The 17,770-nt window shown below is 35.8% G+C and carries 16 protein-coding genes; 15 read left to right on the top strand and 1 reads right to left on the bottom strand.

The window, feature by feature from the left end:
* Positions 1-2: 2 nt before the first annotated feature.
* Together PLX19_RS20495 and PLX19_RS20490 are read left to right on the top strand one after the other, a co-directional pair.
* Entirely contained in the window at positions 3-1,352 is a 1,350-nt protein-coding gene (locus PLX19_RS20495; protein WP_272190726.1) for a TIGR03111 family XrtG-associated glycosyltransferase, read from the top strand.
* A gap of 19 nt (positions 1,353-1,371) precedes the next feature.
* Entirely contained in the window at positions 1,372-2,094 is a 723-nt protein-coding gene (locus PLX19_RS20490; protein WP_272190666.1) for a Firmicu-CTERM sorting domain-containing protein, read from the top strand.
* A 70-nt stretch (positions 2,095-2,164) separates the two neighbouring features.
* Here PLX19_RS20490 and PLX19_RS20485 read toward each other — a convergent pair whose 3' ends face one another.
* Complete coding sequence (locus PLX19_RS20485) at positions 2,165-3,589, bottom strand: amino acid permease (RefSeq protein ID WP_272190665.1); 1,425 nt, start codon at positions 3,587-3,589, stop codon at positions 2,165-2,167.
* Positions 3,590-4,043: 454 nt separating this feature from the next.
* Between PLX19_RS20485 and treR the strand changes: the two genes are divergently transcribed.
* From treR to PLX19_RS20420, 13 genes are all read left to right on the top strand, one after another.
* On the top strand, positions 4,044-4,754 hold the full coding sequence (gene treR, locus PLX19_RS20480; RefSeq protein WP_272190664.1) for a trehalose operon repressor: 711 nt from the start codon (positions 4,044-4,046) through the stop codon (positions 4,752-4,754).
* Between the two features lie 135 nt (positions 4,755-4,889).
* Positions 4,890-6,317, top strand: coding sequence for a PTS system trehalose-specific EIIBC component (gene treP, locus PLX19_RS20475; RefSeq protein ID WP_272190662.1), 1,428 nt, complete (start codon positions 4,890-4,892; stop codon positions 6,315-6,317).
* 15 nt (positions 6,318-6,332) lie between these two features.
* Positions 6,333-7,997, top strand: coding sequence for an alpha,alpha-phosphotrehalase (gene treC, locus PLX19_RS20470; protein WP_272190661.1), 1,665 nt, complete (start codon positions 6,333-6,335; stop codon positions 7,995-7,997).
* A gap of 186 nt (positions 7,998-8,183) precedes the next feature.
* Positions 8,184-8,387: a hypothetical protein gene (locus PLX19_RS20465; protein ID WP_272190660.1), complete on the top strand. Its 204-nt coding sequence runs from the start codon at positions 8,184-8,186 to the stop codon at positions 8,385-8,387.
* Positions 8,388-8,656: 269 nt separating this feature from the next.
* Positions 8,657-9,631, top strand: a complete 975-nt coding sequence (locus tag PLX19_RS20460; RefSeq protein WP_272190659.1) for a phosphotransferase enzyme family protein — start codon at positions 8,657-8,659, stop codon at positions 9,629-9,631.
* 493 nt (positions 9,632-10,124) lie between these two features.
* Positions 10,125-10,853: an amino acid ABC transporter ATP-binding protein gene (locus tag PLX19_RS20455; RefSeq protein ID WP_272190658.1), complete on the top strand. Its 729-nt coding sequence runs from the start codon at positions 10,125-10,127 to the stop codon at positions 10,851-10,853.
* Positions 10,854-10,865: 12 nt separating this feature from the next.
* The gene (locus PLX19_RS20450; protein ID WP_272190657.1) at positions 10,866-11,690 is read left to right on the top strand and encodes a glutamate ABC transporter substrate-binding protein; all 825 of its coding nucleotides are present in this window, start codon (positions 10,866-10,868) and stop codon (positions 11,688-11,690) included.
* Between the two features lie 61 nt (positions 11,691-11,751).
* A complete protein-coding gene (locus PLX19_RS20445) occupies positions 11,752-12,408 on the top strand; it encodes an amino acid ABC transporter permease (RefSeq protein WP_272190656.1) in 657 nt (218 codons plus the stop codon).
* Positions 12,409-13,053, top strand: coding sequence for an amino acid ABC transporter permease (locus tag PLX19_RS20440; protein WP_272190655.1), 645 nt, complete (start codon positions 12,409-12,411; stop codon positions 13,051-13,053).
* Positions 13,054-13,191: 138 nt separating this feature from the next.
* Positions 13,192-14,616 (top strand): amino acid permease, encoded by a 1,425-nt coding sequence (locus tag PLX19_RS20435; protein ID WP_272190654.1) that lies wholly within the window; start codon positions 13,192-13,194, stop codon positions 14,614-14,616.
* The gene (locus PLX19_RS20430) at positions 14,594-14,971 is read left to right on the top strand and encodes an OsmC family protein (RefSeq protein ID WP_272190653.1); all 378 of its coding nucleotides are present in this window, start codon (positions 14,594-14,596) and stop codon (positions 14,969-14,971) included. The genes PLX19_RS20435 and PLX19_RS20430 overlap by 23 nt, the downstream gene beginning before the upstream one ends.
* A 570-nt stretch (positions 14,972-15,541) precedes the next feature.
* A complete protein-coding gene (locus tag PLX19_RS20425) occupies positions 15,542-16,000 on the top strand; it encodes a MarR family winged helix-turn-helix transcriptional regulator (protein WP_272190652.1) in 459 nt (152 codons plus the stop codon).
* A gap of 19 nt (positions 16,001-16,019) precedes the next feature.
* The gene (locus tag PLX19_RS20420; RefSeq protein ID WP_272190651.1) at positions 16,020-17,633 is read left to right on the top strand and encodes an MDR family MFS transporter; all 1,614 of its coding nucleotides are present in this window, start codon (positions 16,020-16,022) and stop codon (positions 17,631-17,633) included.
* The last annotated feature ends 137 nt before the right edge of the window (positions 17,634-17,770 follow it).

Here is a 17,770-nt window from a genome sequence, read left to right as displayed (position 1 = left end):
CGATGGATGTTTTATTGCGTGAATTCTTTTTTTGGACCGTTTGGCTCATTATTCCGTTACTTGTTGATTTATTCACTGGATTTGGAAGTGCTATTGTTGTTTGGCGTGCTTATTTCAGAAAGAAAGAGACAGAATTGACTTTTTTTCCATATGTAACGATTCTGATTCCTGTTTATAACTCTAAGAAAACATTGAGGGAGTGTTTGCAGTCAATTGCAGATCAACAATATCCATTGCAAAATATACAGGTTATTTTGATTGATAATGGATCAGAAGATGAATCTTTTGAAGTGTTTCAGCAATTTCAAATGGAGCAACCGTTTTTAAATATTAGATATATAAAATCAACGCAGGGAAAAGCACAAGCTTTGAATCAAGGAATATACCTTTCACGTGGAAGGTACATTTTAAATATTGATTCAGACGGTATGCTTGATGCAAGAGCTGTTTATCATACAGTAAGAAAATTTGAACAAGATATAGAGATTGCGGCCATGACTGGCGTTGTCATGATCAATCCGAAATTGATTCAAGAAAATAGTAAACCATTATTAAAATTATTACAGCGCTGTGAGTTGTTTGAGTATGTAGAAGCATTTTTAGTAGGTAGAGGTTACCAATCAAATCGCAATTCTATTTTCACATTAGCAGGAGCGTTTTCAGCATTCCGAAAAGAGGTATTAACAAAAACACAAATGTATAATATTGAAACACTTGGAGAAGACACGCATATGACAACACAAATTCGTCTTATGTACAATGGAAAAGTAGCATTATGCGAGGACGCTTTTTTCTATGTAGATCCAATTGAATCAGTAGACCGTTTATACATGCAAAGGCAACGCTGGCAACGCGGGGGAATAGAAGTTACCGCTTTATTTAATAAATTTTTAAAGAAAAAAATGCGAGGTAGTTTAGATGTCATTCGCTATACAATGATTAAAGATCATACATTAATTTTTTCAAGAATGATTTGGATTTTTGCGCTCGTATATTTAATGTTTTTGGATTATCCATTGTATTTAATTGTAACAGCAAATATGATTCTTTACTTTGCCTATGTAGCAAATTCGTTGTTGTTTTATGTTGTTTCAAAATTGTATTTGAAATCACAGCCAAAGATAAAGAAATATATGCGTAAACATCTATATACGGTATTTTTACTTCCATTTTATCGTATGTTCGTCTTCTTTTGCCGTATTGCTGGAACGATTAACGCAAAGGAAGAGAGAGCAAACTGGAATACGCGCACATTAAGTGAAGAAATGCGGATAATTAGTGAGAAAATAAAGAAACAGTTTTCCTTCTATTTTAAATTGAAAAAATGGATGAATGGCGGCGGTAATAAATGATATATGGAGGAGAGCTACTATGAGAGATGGAAAACTACTTGTGGCCTTTTTAGTAAGTGCATGTGTATTAATTATCGCACAACTACAAGTATTCGCAGCCGCTAAGAAACCGCCTATTACAATTGACGGAGATTTTTCTGATTGGAACAATATGCCGTATGTTTCGGACCCAAAAGGTGATGCGCCAAGTGGAATGAATCATGAAGATATTACAGGTGTTAAATATTATTCAGACGGTGAATATTTATATTTATATGTAGAGAGGCAATCAGCGGGACATCATAAAAATAGTTGGACATTTCATGTTGTATTTCCATATGCGAAACAAGGTGGGCAAGAGAAGTGGGAATATGTAGACATTGATGGGAAATGCCAAATGATGCAGTATCGCTATCCAATTGTCTGGGTAGGAGAAGTTGGGAAAGGAAATCAATATGCTGTAAAAGTGACGGCAGGAAGCTACCAAGAACAAACCCTTTCAGTGAGTAGTAACAAGAAGCAAGTAGAATTCCGAGTCCCTTTAAAAGAATTTGGATTAGATAAGCAAAGGGAAATTCGTTTTGGATTAAAATCAAATGTAAGTGGACAAGTTTGTCCAGCGAAAAATACAATCGATTGGGTTCCAGACAGAGATGGCTGGATTTATATTGATAATGGACCAACAGTATGGCAATTCTCTGCAATCGCTGGATTTGGAATCGTTGGATTTGCAGCATATCGTATTTTAAAAGGGAAAAACTAGTTGTATGCTGGCTAAGTAACATTACTTTAATCAAAAACACTAGCTCATTAACGAGCTAGTGTTTTTGAATTTAACTGACTTTTGTATCAAGTGTATCTGGTTTATTTTTAATGGTATTTTTCATAATGAATGGATAAAGAATGAGTCCAGATACAAATAATCCGATTCCTAGGAAGAAAGTTTTCATATCAGCAGTTCCTGTTTTGATAACCCAAATGGAATAGATCAGAGCAAGTACTGTGACGACTCCATCCAATTTGCGAGAGCCTTGCATGTTATTATATGTTTCACCAGTAATAATAAGTTTTAATTGATACAATGTTGAAACAAGATATGGAATTAAATACGCAAGTGTAGCGACAACAATTGCAAAGTTATATGCTTCTGATACTGAACCAGAAATAGTAGAGAATAAGAAAATTTGTGTCATGATATTTGTTAATAACAATGAATTTGTTGGGCTGCCTTTTTTATTTGTTTTTCCAAAGAAAGCAGGGAATAGTCCGCTTTTCGCTGCTTGATATGGAACTTCTGCACTTACAACAATCCACCCTACTGTAGAACCAAATAGAGAAACAAGTGCTAGAAATGCCATAATGTATGCACCTTTATTACCGATCGCCATGCTTAATGCATCAACCAATGGTTTTTGTGATCCTTTTAGCGCATCTTGCGGAAGAGCACCCATCGTTAACAATGTAATTGATACATAAATAAGAAGTGCAATGACTAATCCGAAAATCGTTGCTTTCTTTACATCGCGCTGTGACTTTGCACGGTTTGAAAGCATAACAGCTGATTCAATACCAATGAACGCCCAAAGTGTTGAGATAGCAGCAGCGTTGATTTGCCCACCTAATGGAATAGATTTTCCAGCCTCATTCATAAATGTTTGTCCATCGCCGAAATTCGCTGCATTAAAGATGAATAATGTAATGATAATAAACATCGTAAAGCCAATAATTTTTGCAACAGTTGCAAGTAAGTTCATATTACCAGCACGATCAATATTTTGAGAAAGAATATATTGAATGCCCCACAGCATAATACTACATACAGCAAATGTTAAGGCTTTTCCTAGTTCTAACGAGAAACCATTTGTCGTGAACAAAATTTGTTTACTTTGCATAACTGGGAAAAACGTAGATAAATATCCTGCAAATGAAATAATAACAGAAGCTGTTGCCGCCCAGTTTGCCGCCCAATATCCCCACGCCATGCTATAACCAGCAACTTTACCAGCTTTTGGTGAAGTGAACATTGCCTCGGCATAGCTTTGTGGACCTGCTTTTAAATTTGGCTTTCGCATTGCTAAGTTTCCAAACACAAGTGCAATCATAAATACACCAAGTCCGGTAATTGTCCATGCAAGTGTGGATCCCATTGGCCCTGATACTTGTGCTAAATTTGCTGGAAGCATAAACACGCCGCCACCAACCATATTTCCAACAACGAATGCTGTTAAAATCCATAAACCCCATTTTTTTGTGTCCATGATTGATTAACTCCTTTTGATGATAGTTTTTTTGTTTTATGATTTATTGTACCTAGTGTTTTTTGGAAATAAAAAAGAGCCATGTAGATAAAAAATACCTACATGGCTCTTTGCCTAACGTAGGTACAACGGGAATAACCCTTGTACCTACGCGTGAATTTTTCCGCTAGGTTTCAAGGGTTTACGTATGATGATGATGTTTTTGTGCAAATGTAACTACAGTTGTATTTGTAAGCATAGTTCTTTGCTCCCTTTCTCCTCTGATTTTGAAGTAAGTATACTATATGTCTTTTAGAAAGGGAAGAGAAAAAAGATATTTTTTATAAAAATTCATTTTAATGATTAAATATTGATATTTATTTTCCTTTTAGCGGAAAATAAACGGATTTTAGGAATTAATTTCTAGCGTGCTATAATACAAAGAGAAAATGAAGGTGATAAGGGGCTATTTAAAATGATGAGCAAGTATGAACAAATCTATACAGATATAAGTAAATTAATTGATAATCGTAAGTTAAAAGAAGGGGATAAAATTCCTTCCGAGACAGAATTAATGAAAGAGTATGAGGCAAGCCGAGGAACAGTGAGAAAAGCAGTTGATTTATTGCAAGAACGAGGTTATGTCCAAAAAATACATGGAAAAGGTGTTTTTGTACTAAAACGAAAAAATATTGAATTTAGCTTTGGAGGTATCATTAGCTTTCAAGAGGAGAATGAACGACTTGGACGATTTTGTATTACAACTGTTGTTGAAATGGAACAGTTGCGAGCATCAAAGGAAGTGGCAAAACTCTTGAATACAAAGGCTAAAACGAAGATAGACCGCATTAAACGGATACGTAATATAGATGGAGAAAATGTAATTTTAGATATTAACCATTTCATATCAGATACGATTCCTGAACTCACAAAGGAGATTGCTGAGAAATCTATTTATTATTATATCGAAAAAGAATTGTGTTTACAGATTAGTTACGCACAGCGTGTTATAGAGGTACAACCTTGTACGGAAGATGATCGCAAATATTTAGATTTAAATGGAACAGATTATGTTGTCGTTGTGAAAAATTTTACGCACTTATATGATGGTACCCAATTTGAATATACAGAGTCACGTCATCGTCTGGATATTTTTCATTTTTCTGATGTGGCGCGTAGAAATTAAAAGTATGAAACGATTCGTGTTTCATACTTTTTTTATAAAAAATTTCAAACTCGTATATACGAGTGTTGACTAACTTATATATACGAGTTAATATGTAACTGTAAACGTTATCAAAAGAGAAACGAGGGAAGAGAAATGGCAAAAGATTATCGTAAAACGGCAGAAGAAGTGCTCCAATACATTGGTGGTAAAGAAAACATTCAGCAAGCAGCTCATTGTGTAACGAGGCTTCGAATTTCTTTAAAAGATGAAAAGAAAATAGATAACGAAAATTTGCAAGCAATTTCTTTAGTGAAAGGAGCGTTTCATAACGCAGGGGTATTTCAAATTGTCATTGGTCCAGGAGATGTAGATCGTGTATATGCAGAATTGATAGCGCTTGCAGGTATGCAAGAAGCAACAGTAGCGGATGTAAAAGATTCCGGTACAAACAAATTAAATCCACTGCAAAAATTTGTAAAAGTGTTTTCTGATGTATTTATGCCAATTTTACCAGCTATTATTACAGCTGGTTTACTCATGGGGATTAATAATTTATTAGGGGCAAAGGACTTATTTTTTGAAGGTAAAAATTTATTAGAAGTATACCCTAATTTAGGTGGTTTATGGGATTTAATCAATATGATGGCGAATACATCATTTGTATTTTTACCTGCACTTGTGGGATGGTCAGCAACAAAACGTTTTGGCGGTAGTCCGGTGCTAGGAATTGTTATGGGATTAATGTTAGTTCATCCTGACTTATTAAATGCATGGAATTATGGAAAAGCAGCGGCAGGTCTGGATGGACAAAATATTAAGTATTTTGATATCCTAGGAATCTTTCGAATTGAAAAAGTTGGTTATCAAGGACAAATTTTGCCAATTCTAGCAGCGGCATTTGTATTAAGTAAAGTTGAGATTTTCTTAAAAAAACGTGTTCCAAATGCAATTCAGTTATTAATTGTTCCTATTACGACTATTTCTATCACAGGGATATTAGCTTTAGGGATTATTGGTCCTGTTACAAGATATATCGGTAATTTGTTAACAAGTGGATTAGTTGGTATTTATGAGACTGCACCTGTTCTTGGGGCAGCATTATTTGGAGCGTTGTATGCACCGTTAGTTATCACAGGTATGCATCATATGTTTATTGCAATCGACTTACAGTTAATTTCACAAAATGGCGGTACATTCATTTGGCCGATGATTGCACTTTCTAATATTGCACAAGGCAGTGCAGCACTTGCGATGTGTTGGGTTGCAAAAAATCAAAATGATAAGAGCATGGCATCAACATCAGCAATCTCAGCGTATTTTGGTATTACAGAGCCGGCTATGTTTGGTGTGAACTTACGTCATAAGTTTCCATTTTATGCAGCCATTACTGGATCGGCACTTGCTGCAATTTTCATTACACTAAACGGTGTATTAGCGCCAGCAATCGGAATTGGAGGATTACCAGCGTTTATTTCAATAATTCCGAAATCGATTCCGGTATTTGTTGTTGGTATGGTAATCGCAATTGTTGTTCCAGTTATTTTAACATTGTTGTTTGCGAAGCGATTGCAAAAGAAATAAAGGAGGCATCTCAGTATGAAAGATTGGCGCAAAAGCGTTGTTTATCAAATTTATCCGAAAAGCTTTAATAGCTATTACAATACAGAAACTGGGGATATAAAAGGTGTTACACAAAAGCTTGATTATTTGAAAAATCTTGGAGTCGACTATATTTGGTTAACACCAATTTATCGTTCCCCGCAAAATGATAATGGCTATGATGTGAGCGATTATTATAGTATTGATCCTTCTTATGGAACAATGAAAGAGTTTGATGAGCTTCTTGTAGAAGCGAAAAAACGTGGTATTGGCATTATGCTTGATATTGTTGTCAATCATAGTTCAACAGATCATGAATGGTTTCAGCAAGCCAAACAAGATAAAAATAGTCCGTATCGTGATTTTTACATTTGGCGTAATGAGAAAAATAATTGGCAATCAAAATTTGGCGGATCTGCATGGGAATATGATGAGAAGACTGGACAATATTATTTGCACTTATTTGATAAAACGCAAGCGGATTTAAACTGGGAAAATGAAGTACTTCGGGAAGAAGTTTATAAAATGATGTGTTTTTGGTTAGATAAAGGCGTGACAGGTTTTCGCCTAGATGTTATTAATTTAATTTCAAAGGATCAACATTTCTTAGATGATGATGGAGAAGCGGTAATGAATGATGGCCGTAAATATTATACAGATGGTCCGCGTATTCATGAATATTTACAAGAGATGAATCGAAAAGTATTTGCTGGAAAAGATGTAATTACAGTTGGAGAAATGTCATCAACAACAATTAATAATTGCATTCAATACTCCAATCCCAATCATAACGAACTGAGCATGACATTTAGTTTCCATCACTTAAAAGTGGATTATCCAAATGGAGAAAAATGGACGAAAGCAGCATTTGATTTTCAGCAATTAAAGGATATTATGTCAAATTGGCAAACAGAGATGCAACGCGGCGGTGGATGGAATGCACTGTTTTGGTGTAACCATGACCAACCTCGTATCGTTTCGCGATTTGGAGATGACAAACAATATCGAAACGAGTCTGCGAAAATGCTTGCAACGGCACTTCATATGCTACAAGGAACACCTTATATTTATCAAGGTGAAGAATTTGGTATGACAAATCCAAACTTTACTTCAATTACTGATTATCGTGATGTTGAATCATTAAACATGTATGAAATAAAGAGAAGAGAAGGGCTGTCTGAGCAAGAAATTCTAGATATTTTAAAACAGAAATCACGCGATAATTCTCGCACTCCAATACAGTGGAATGAGGAAGAGAATGCAGGCTTTACAAAAGCAACTCCTTGGATTTCTGTTGCAGACAATTATAAGACGATTAATGCAGAACGAGCATTGAAAGATAAACACTCTATATTCTATCACTATAAAAAACTCATTGAGTTAAGAAAAACATACGATATCGTTACGAATGGGAGATATGACATTGTTGAGAAAAAACATCCTAACATATGGGCATATACACGTACATTAGATAATGAAATATTACTCGTTATAAATAACTTTTATGGGGAGGCAACAACATTTATCTTACCAGAAGAGATAAATACGGATGGAATGAAACAAGAAATATTGATATCAAATTATGAGGATTCTCGAAGTGATGGAAGACAATTAGTGTTGCGTCCATATGAATCAGTTGTGTATCATTTTACAAAAGCATGATAAATAAAAGGTTGTATGCGGAGCGTACAACCTTTTATTATGCATGGATGAACAGTAAGCTCTCCGTTTATAGGAGTGTTGCATTATTTTTTGATAAATAATTTTTGGAATTTTTGTAAAAAAGATGCGGTAAAAAGGATAGATATGGTAATCTTAGAGTGATGGTTTGTTAAAAGGAGTGGGAGCTTGCCGTATGTCGTACATATTTTAAGTATTTTCATGATTTGCGTAGGGGGAATTAGTGTATATCGCTCTGTTAAATATAAAGGGTACGGAGCTTATTTTAAAGTGAAAAAACTGAAAATTCCGTTATGGATTATTACGTTAGGGGTTGCGCTGTTTGTTATGAGCATGGGGATTTATACGCTTATATTGGAAGGGAATTGGTAATGGTGTTATCGATATAAAGTGAAACTTTAATAAATCCTCACCAATCAGGCGCATGCCAGCAGTTTATCTCCCACCGAACATTCTAGCCACTGAAACTGGACAATGCTTTCGCCGAATTTTGAGGTGGGAGTATTACTGCCCGCAAATAGCGGGATAAATTCCTTATTATTGGAATGGAAAAGGAGTAGGATGTTCTACTCCTGTTTTCAATTTTTAGCAGTAATTTTAAGATTTATGGCGAATTATGTAGAGAAGAGAGGGGTGTTCATATGGAATTAGCAGTTGAAAAAGTGTTTACAAAAGAAATGTTACAAGAAGCGGCAAAACGTTTCAGTGTAACGGTTACGGAAGAGCCATTAGGAGACTTTGAAAATTATATTTTTCGTGCCGAGGGAGAAGGTTGTACACCATATGTTTTGCGTTTGACACATTCATCTCATCGTACATATAAACAAATTGAGGCCGAATTAGATTTTCTAGCATACCTAGGTAAAAATGGTGCAAAGGTAGCCGCGCCGCATCGATCAAAAAATGCTTTATTTGTCGAAAGTCTACAAGCAACTGATGGAACATCTTTTTACGTTTCACTTTTTGATTATGCAAACGGAGAAAGAGTGAAAGAAGAAGATTCTGCTGTTTGGAATGATACGCTTTTTTATGCATGGGGAAAAGCAATCGGTCAGTTACATCGACTTACGATAGATTATCCAAAGACGGAGAATCGCGTTACGTGGCTGGACGATGAAATTACTGTTATTGATATGTTACAGGAAGATAAGGAACTACAGGCAATTGCGTATGAAGTTGTAGCAGAAATTAAAAAATTACCTGTGACAAATCGTACATTTGGATTGATTCACGGAGATATTCATCATGGGAATTTTCACTATGAGAATGGGGAGTTAACCATTTTTGATTTTGATGATGCCACGTACAATTATTTTGCACATGACCTTGCAATGGTTTTATATTATTCTGTCTTACGAAAAGAGTGTTCAGAAGAAGAAAAGGCAATTGTTGTACGTCACCACTTGCAAGTATTGAGGGAAGGATATGAGACAGAACATATTCTTAATGATTCCATATATGATACGATACCACTTTTTATGCGCCTTCGAGATGTTGCTTTATATGGAACGATTATGAAAAAGTTTAATGGTAAAGAAATGCCGGATTATTTTCAAACATTAGTAAATGCAATTTATAAGAGAATAGTTGCAAGAAAAGCAATTGTGGAATGGTAAGGAAAATGAGAGCTACCTTAGAACGCTATGACAGTGTTTTAGGGCAGCCTTTCTTTTTATGACAATATAAAAACCTCTTCTTAGATGGGAACGAGAGCATCTGACCATGCATAGAAGCGGTCATGCGTTATTCTACAAAGCCGTGACTTATTATGTTGAAAAATAAAAATGAATTTGAAGACATAGGACTGTATTAGCTGATTGTTCTCTTTTTTCATTCAAGTATTTTTGTGTTTTTATACAAAAACATGCTTATTTTCTCAAAATAATATTGTATTTCATAAGGTGTATATTTAGGAGTAGGTTTATATTCTTTGAAGCATGAATATAAAAAGATAAACAAGAAGAGGTTTCGTAAACGAAGTGAAAGAAGCAAAGGAAGCGATTTCTTTGCTTCTTTTTTTGTGCCTAAAAGATTACTAGTTATTTTTTTAGACGTTTTTGAATATAAAAAACTATACAAGCCTTTTGGTAGGTAAAGGAGGGGGATAGATTGATTGTTTTTCGCGATGTTAACAAGTATTACGGCGACTTTCAAGTTTTGAAAAATATTAATTTACAAATTGAAAAAGGAGAAGTTGTCGTGGTCGTTGGGCCATCGGGATCAGGAAAAAGTACGTTGCTGCGCTGCATGAATCAACTAGAGACGATCACGAATGGTGAATTGGTTGTAAATGGTGTCAACATACATGAGGGAAAGAAAGATATAAATCAATTAAGACGAAGCATCGGCATGGTATTTCAACATTTTTATTTATATCCTCATAAAACAGTGCTTCAAAATATTACATTTGCCCCGATAAAAGTACTAAAAAAGCCGAAAGAAGAAGCAGAAAAAACTGCGATGTTTTATTTAGAAAAAGTAGGGATTACGGATAAAGCAAATGCTTATCCGCACCAACTATCAGGCGGACAACAACAGCGCGTTGCTATTGCACGGGGACTAGCGATGAAACCGGAGATTATGCTGTTTGATGAACCAACTTCAGCGCTTGACCCTGAAATGATTGGTGAAGTACTTGATGTGATGAAAACTTTAGCAAAAGAAGGCATGACAATGGTTGTTGTTACACATGAGATGGGATTTGCCCGCGAGGTAGCGGATCGCATTTTATTTATGGACAAGGGTGAAATTGTGGAAGAGGCTTCGCCTGCTGATTTCTTTGTCAATCCAAAGCAAGAACGAGCCCAATTATTTTTAAGTCGTGTGCTGAATCGTTAAAGGAGGAATTTGATGATTAAAATGAAAAAGTGGTTTACACTTATCGTTTTTGCATGTTTGTTTGTACTGATTGTAGCTGGTTGTGGTAATAAGAAAGAAAAAGAAGCTGTAAAAAATGAAAAAGAAACTGTTATTGATCAAATTAAGAAGCGCGGGAAATTAGTTGTCGGTGTGAAGTATGATACGAATCTATTTGGATTAAAGAATCCGGCAACAGGAAAGGTAGAAGGATTTGACATTGATGTTGCGAAAGTACTCGCGAAAAAAATTTTAGGCGATGAGAATAAATTAGAATTAAAAGAAGTTACTTCTAAAACACGCATCCCAATGCTGAAAAACGGTGATATTGACGCAATTATTGCGACAATGACAATTACTGAGGAACGCAAAAAAGAAGTTGATTTCTCAGATGTGTATTTTAAAGCTGGGCAATCTTTACTTGTGAAAAAAGGAAGTGGGATTAAAGATATAGCTGACGTGAAAAAAGGAGTAAAAGTGTTAGCTGTAAAAGGTTCTACTTCTACGAACAATATTCGTGCCAAAGCACCGGAAGCGACTGTACTTGAATTTGAAAATTATAGCGAAGCATTTACAGCATTGAAGGCAGGACAAGGCGATGTTTTAACAACAGATAATGCTATTTTATACGGTATGGAAAAGCAAGACGCAAACTATGAAGTAGTTGGGAAGAAATTCACTGACGAACCGTATGGCATTGCGGTGAGAAAGGGAGAAACGGAGCTTACAAAAGTAATTAATGAGTTATTAGAAGAGATGCAAGCAAACGGGGAATACAATAAATTATATGAAAAGTGGATTGGGAAAAAGCCTGAGTAAAAATATAGGAGAGGATGAGAAATTCTCATCCTCTTCTTATGAAGAAAGAGGGGGAGTGTCTGTGCCCGATTTTTCAATTCTCTCAAATAATCTAGATTTGTATTTAGAGGGATTCAAATATACATTGCTGTCTAGTGTGATTGCGTTAATTGGTAGTTTTATTCTTGGTATCATCATCGCAGTGATGCGAATTGCGCCAATTCGGCTTCTAAATTGGATTGGGGCAACATATGTAGAGTTTATTCGGAATATCCCTTTAGTCCTCATTGCGTTTGCTTTTTATTTTGCTTTTCCGGTAATTGGCGTTACATTAAGCGGCTTTGTTGCTGGAACAACTGCACTTACGATATATACAGCGGCTTTTATTACAGAGGCCATTCGTGCAGGAATTTTATCAGTTCCGAAAGGGCAGATGGAAGCAGCGCGTTCTTCTGGTTTAACATATGTACAAGCGATGTATTATATTATTTTGCCGCAAGCGATAAAAATTGTAATTCCGCCGCTAGGTAATCAATTTTTAAATTTAGTGAAAAACTCTTCTATATTAGGGATTATAGCTGGGGCGGATTTAATGTACCAAGGTGATTTAATCTCTACAAGAACATTTGTTACCTTTGATGTATATATCTTTGTTGGTATGTTTTATTTACTTTTAACTGTTCCGCTTAGCATGGGTGTTCGCTTCTTAGAGAAACACTTAGCGAAGGGAGCGGTGTAAATGGATTTTCGAGGTGCTTATACAGGAGATCATATGATTTTTTTATTAAAAGGACTACTTGTTACATTAGAAATCGCTCTTATCGCAATCTTTCTTAGTTTTATCATTGGTACCGTCATTGGTACGCTTAGATATGCGAAAATACCGGTTGTATCAACAATACTTGCTTGTATTGTTGAAATCATTCGTAATTTACCGCTGCTATTAATTATTTTCTTTACATATTTTGCGCTCCCAGAAGCTGGATTGAAATTAGAAATTACAACAGCGGCTATTGTGGCGTTGACGATATTTGAAGCAGCGATGATAGCAGAAATTGTTCGCAGCGGTTTATTCTCAATTGAGAAAGGGCAAATTGAAGCAGCGCGTGCGTCTGGATTATCGTATGTACAAACGCTTCGGCACATTATTTTACCGCAAGCGCTGCGGCGTATGGTGCCGCCGCTTGTCAGTCAATTTATATCCCTTTTAAAAGATACATCGTTAGCAGTCGTTATTTCATTGCCAGAATTAATGCATAATGCTCAAATTATTAATGGGCAAAATGTAAACTATATGATTCCTACACTTCTTCTCGTCGCATGTATGTATTTCATTGTAAATTATAGTTTGTCGATTTTTTCAAGACGATTAGAAAGCAGGTGACTCTTGCATTTTATTTTATGCAAGAGTTATTTTTTTAGAAAAGTTTTAATTTTATATAGAAATTGTAAACGCTTTATTGTATATTTGGTATTATCAGAAATTTTAAAATATAGAGGGGTATGCAAGGGGAGGAAGAATATGAATCAGGCAGCGAATGAGCAATTACATCGTACAATGAAAAGTAGACATTTATTTATGATTGCACTTGGAGGAGTAATCGGAACAGGTTTCTTTCTCGGATCAGGATATACAATTAATCAAGCAGGACCAGGAGGAGCGATTCTCTCTTATTTAGTCGGTGGTTTTATTATGTATTTAACGATGCTTTGCCTTGGTGAACTAACAGTTGCCATGCCCGTTTCGGGATCGTTTCAAAAATATGCGACGAAATTTATCGGACCTGGAACAGGATTTATGATTGGCTGGCTGTATTGGCTAGGCTGGGCTGTAACGGTTGGTTTAGAGTTAACGTCAATTGGTTTAATGATGAAAAGATGGTTTCCGGATGTAAATGTTTGGGTATGGTGCCTTGTGTTCGGAAGTCTTTTATTCATTTCAAATGCAGTATCAGCAAAAAGTTATGCAGAATTAGAATTTTGGTTTTCAAGTATTAAAGTAATTACCATTATTGCATTTATTCTTCTTGGTGGAAGTGCATTGCTTGGCTTCTTACCATACGATGGAAAAGCAGCAGCACCGCTTTTTTCTAACTTCGTACATGATGGTGGGTTATTTCCACATGGAATTGGAGCTGTGTTACTAACAATGATTACGGTAAACTTCTCTTTTCAAGGAACAGAGTTAATCGGAATCGCGGCAGGGGAAAGTAAGGAGCCGGAAAAAACAATTCCACGTGCGATTCGTAATACGGTATGGCGGATTATGTTGTTCTTTATTTTAACAATAACGATTTTAGTAGGATTAATTTCTTGGAAAGAAGCAGGAGTTATTGAAAGTCCGTTTGTTGTTGTCTTTGATAAAATTGGTATTCCATATGCAGCGGATATTATGAACTTTGTTATTATTACTGCTCTATTATCTGTAGCAAACTCTGGATTATATGCAGCAACACGTATTTTATGGTCGCTAGCAAATGAGGCAATGGCACCAACTTCTTTTAAGAAGGTAAATAAAAGAGGGGTCCCGATTACAGCATTAGTTGTGACGATGATTATTGCAGCGTTATCGTTATTAACAAGCGTATTCGCGGAAAGTACTGTGTATATGTATTTATTATCTATTGCAGGGTTATCTGCGGTGGCGAGTTGGATTATTATCGCATTTTCACAAATTCGATTTAGACAACAATATGTAAAGAGCGGCGGCAAGTTAGAAGATTTAAAATATAAGACACCATTATATCCAATTGTTCCAATTGCAGCGCTTGTTTTAAACAGCATTGTTGTGGTTAGTCTAGCTTTCATCCCAGAACAGCGCATGGCATTATATTGCGGCATTCCATTTATTATTTTTTGCTACATATATTATTATATAAATAAAAAGAGACAGCAAAAGGTGCAAATGGAAATGGGGAATACATATGCAACTAATAGTGAAGCGTGATGAAATTATAACGGATCTTCCATATGGTAAATTGCAAATTGGAAAAGAGAATGGATATACACCATTAGAACTTTTGATTGCTTCGATTGCAGGGTGTAGTGCCATTGTATTTCGAACGATTTTAGAAAAAAAACGTATCATGTATCATGAATTTACAATGGAAACGGAAATAAGAAGAAGTGAGACATTATCAAAACCAGTGGAGCGTGTCCATTTACACTATAAAATAAAGGCAGAAGGAATTACGCAAGAACAGTTAGAAAAGGCATTAGAGCTTGCGATGAAAAATTGTACAATTGTTCAATCTGTGAAGGATAGCATCGAAATTATTGAGACAATTGAATTGATTTCATAAAGAGGATAAAACTACCATTGTTATGTTTTGTATACATAGTAATGGTAGTTTTTCTATTGTGGAAAAAATCATCCTAGCATTTCATCTATATAAGTCCATTCTAATTTCTCAACATCTTTGTCTAGCTCTGCCTCCTAGGTCCTCATGTCTAAGAACTTTCCACATGAGAAGGGAAAAAACACCTTCTGTGTGAAAGAACCTTAGCTAATGGACTTAAACAGTCGGCTCCGCTTTTCGTTATTGTCCAGTTCCAGTGGCTAGAATGTTCGGTGGCTTCGCTTCTTCCTACGAGGTAAAAAACACCTCTACGTCAGAAGCTCCATCCCCCTCACATTCTGTGCGAGCCACTTCCACTTTTCTTTATAAGTCGCTGTTATCAAAGTACAACATGACCGCTACTATGCATGACCAGATGATCTCGCTCCCCTAAAAAGAAAGGGGTTTTTATGCAATTTTTCACTGGAAAAATTACGAAAGTTTGTAAGAAATAAAATCATTGACATTATTAATTACAAAGTTTAATATTTAAAAATGTTAAATATTTAGTGGTTGAAATAAGGGGTGGAAAATATGCAAAATGATATGACTCATATAGATAAAATTCAAGCTCTTGCATTTTCTATTGGGAAGAAATTACAAACGGAATTATTAGAGAAATTACAGTCATCTGGATTAACACCACCACAATTTTATATTTTAAAAATTTTAGATCGTTATGGTGCATCAAGAGCAACAACATTAGCGAAGAAAATGTATGTGAAACCGAGTGCAATTACAGTAATGATTGATCGTTTAATCGATCATGAGTTGGTTTCGCGTTATCATGATGAAAATGACCGCCGCGTTGTTGTAATTGAGTTAACGTCAAAGGGGAAAGCTGTTCTAGAAGAGGCAATGATTGCTCGTAATCAACATATTGCTAAGTATTTTTCCGAATTAGAAGTACAAGAGAGAGAAGACTTGTTACGATTATTTGAAAAACTAGAAGCAATTATTTGTCAATCATCAGAGAAGAAAGAGACAAACTAAAGAGAGTTGAGGAGATTACATGGAACAACAAGAAAATCAAAATAGAACGTTGTTGTTAACTGGCTTAGTTATCGCGATGTTATTTGCTGCATTAGACGGAACAATCGTTGGTACAGCAATGCCGCGTATTGTCGGTGAACTTGGTGGATTAAGTTTAATGACATGGTTAACAACAGCATATATGTTATCATCAACAACGGTTGTACCAATCGCCGGTAAATTAGCCGATTTATTAGGTCGCCGCACTGTATATATGACAGGATTAATCGTCTTCATGATTGGTTCTGCGCTTTGTGGTATGGCAAATGGTATGACAGAACTAATTATTTTCCGTGGTATTCAAGGTCTTGGCGGCGGTATTATGATGCCGATGGCTATGATTATCATTGGGGATATGTTTACAGGAAAAGAACGTGCGAAATGGCAAGGGGTTTTTGGAGCACTTTATGGTCTTGCTTCTGTCATTGGTCCGCAAGTTGGTGGCTGGATTGTTGATTCAATGAACTGGAGATGGGTGTTCTACATTAACTTACCAGTTGGGATTTTAGCAACAATCCTTATCGCAATGGGCTTAAAAGGGAAGAAACAAACAGGGCCAATCCAAATTGACATCGCTGGTATTTTCACGATGATTGTCGGCGTGGTGAGCTTATTATTAGCATTAACATTTGGCGGAAAAGACTACGCTTGGGATTCTTGGCAAATCATTGGGTTATTTGCGCTTGCGGTGATTGGTCTTATAAGCTTTGTGATGGTCGAGAAAAAAGCGAAAGAACCGATTTTACCTGTCCATTTCTTTAAAAATCGTACATTTACATTATTAAATGCAATTGGTTTCTTTATGAGTATTGGAATGTTCGGAGCAATCATGTTTGTTCCATTCTTTATGCAAGGTATTGTCGGTGTAAGTGCCGCTGAATCAGGAACGATTATGACACCAATGATGATTACGATGATTGTCACGAGTATTATTGGTGGTCAGCTTGTATTAAAAGTTGGAGTAAAACCACAAATTATTACTGGAATGCTGATTATGGCTGGCGGATTTGGGATGTTAACGACAATGGATATGCATACAAGTAAGCTTGTTGCAACGTCGTATATGATGATTATTGGCTTCGGAATGGGTCTTGTAATGCCAACTTTAACATTAGCATTACAAGAAAGCTTCCCGAAAAAAGATCTTGGAGTTGTAACTTCATCAAGTCAATTCTTCCGTCAAATTGGTGGTACATTTGGGATTACGATTTTAGGTTCCATTATGAATAACACATCCGGTACAGTATTAACAGATAAGTTAGTGCCTGTACTGAATACGTTCCCACCACAAGCAGGACAAATCGTGACGAAGTTTAAAGATATGATTCACACAGATCCACAAGGGCTATATTCAATGTTATTTAGTCCAGAAGCATTGAAGAAAATCCCAGAACCAATTGCAAATAGCATTGTGCCTGTATTAAAGGCATCATTATTAGATTCTCTTCATCATGTATTTATAACTGGTTTAGTATTTATTCTAGTTGGTGCTGTATTTACATTATTCTTGAAGAAAATCAAGCTTTCTGATCGCAAAAAGGGAGCAGAAGAACAAAAGAGTGAAATAGAAGAGAAAGATGCAAGTGTATCTTAATCATCATAAAGAAGAGCATCGCCGGTAATGGCGATGCTTTTTATATGGAATCGCATTTTTTATTAGTGGGAGAGCGATTTTGGATGCTGGAAAAGTAAAGGAGTGGGGCGTTATTTTGTCAATTGCAAATAATTGAC

This window comes from Bacillus sp. BP-3, assembly GCF_028401955.1.
Lineage (GTDB): Bacteria > Bacillota > Bacilli > Bacillales > Bacillaceae_G > Bacillus_A.
The sequence above is the reverse complement of the archived record's forward strand: the minus strand, read 5'-3'. Positions and strand labels throughout refer to the sequence as shown.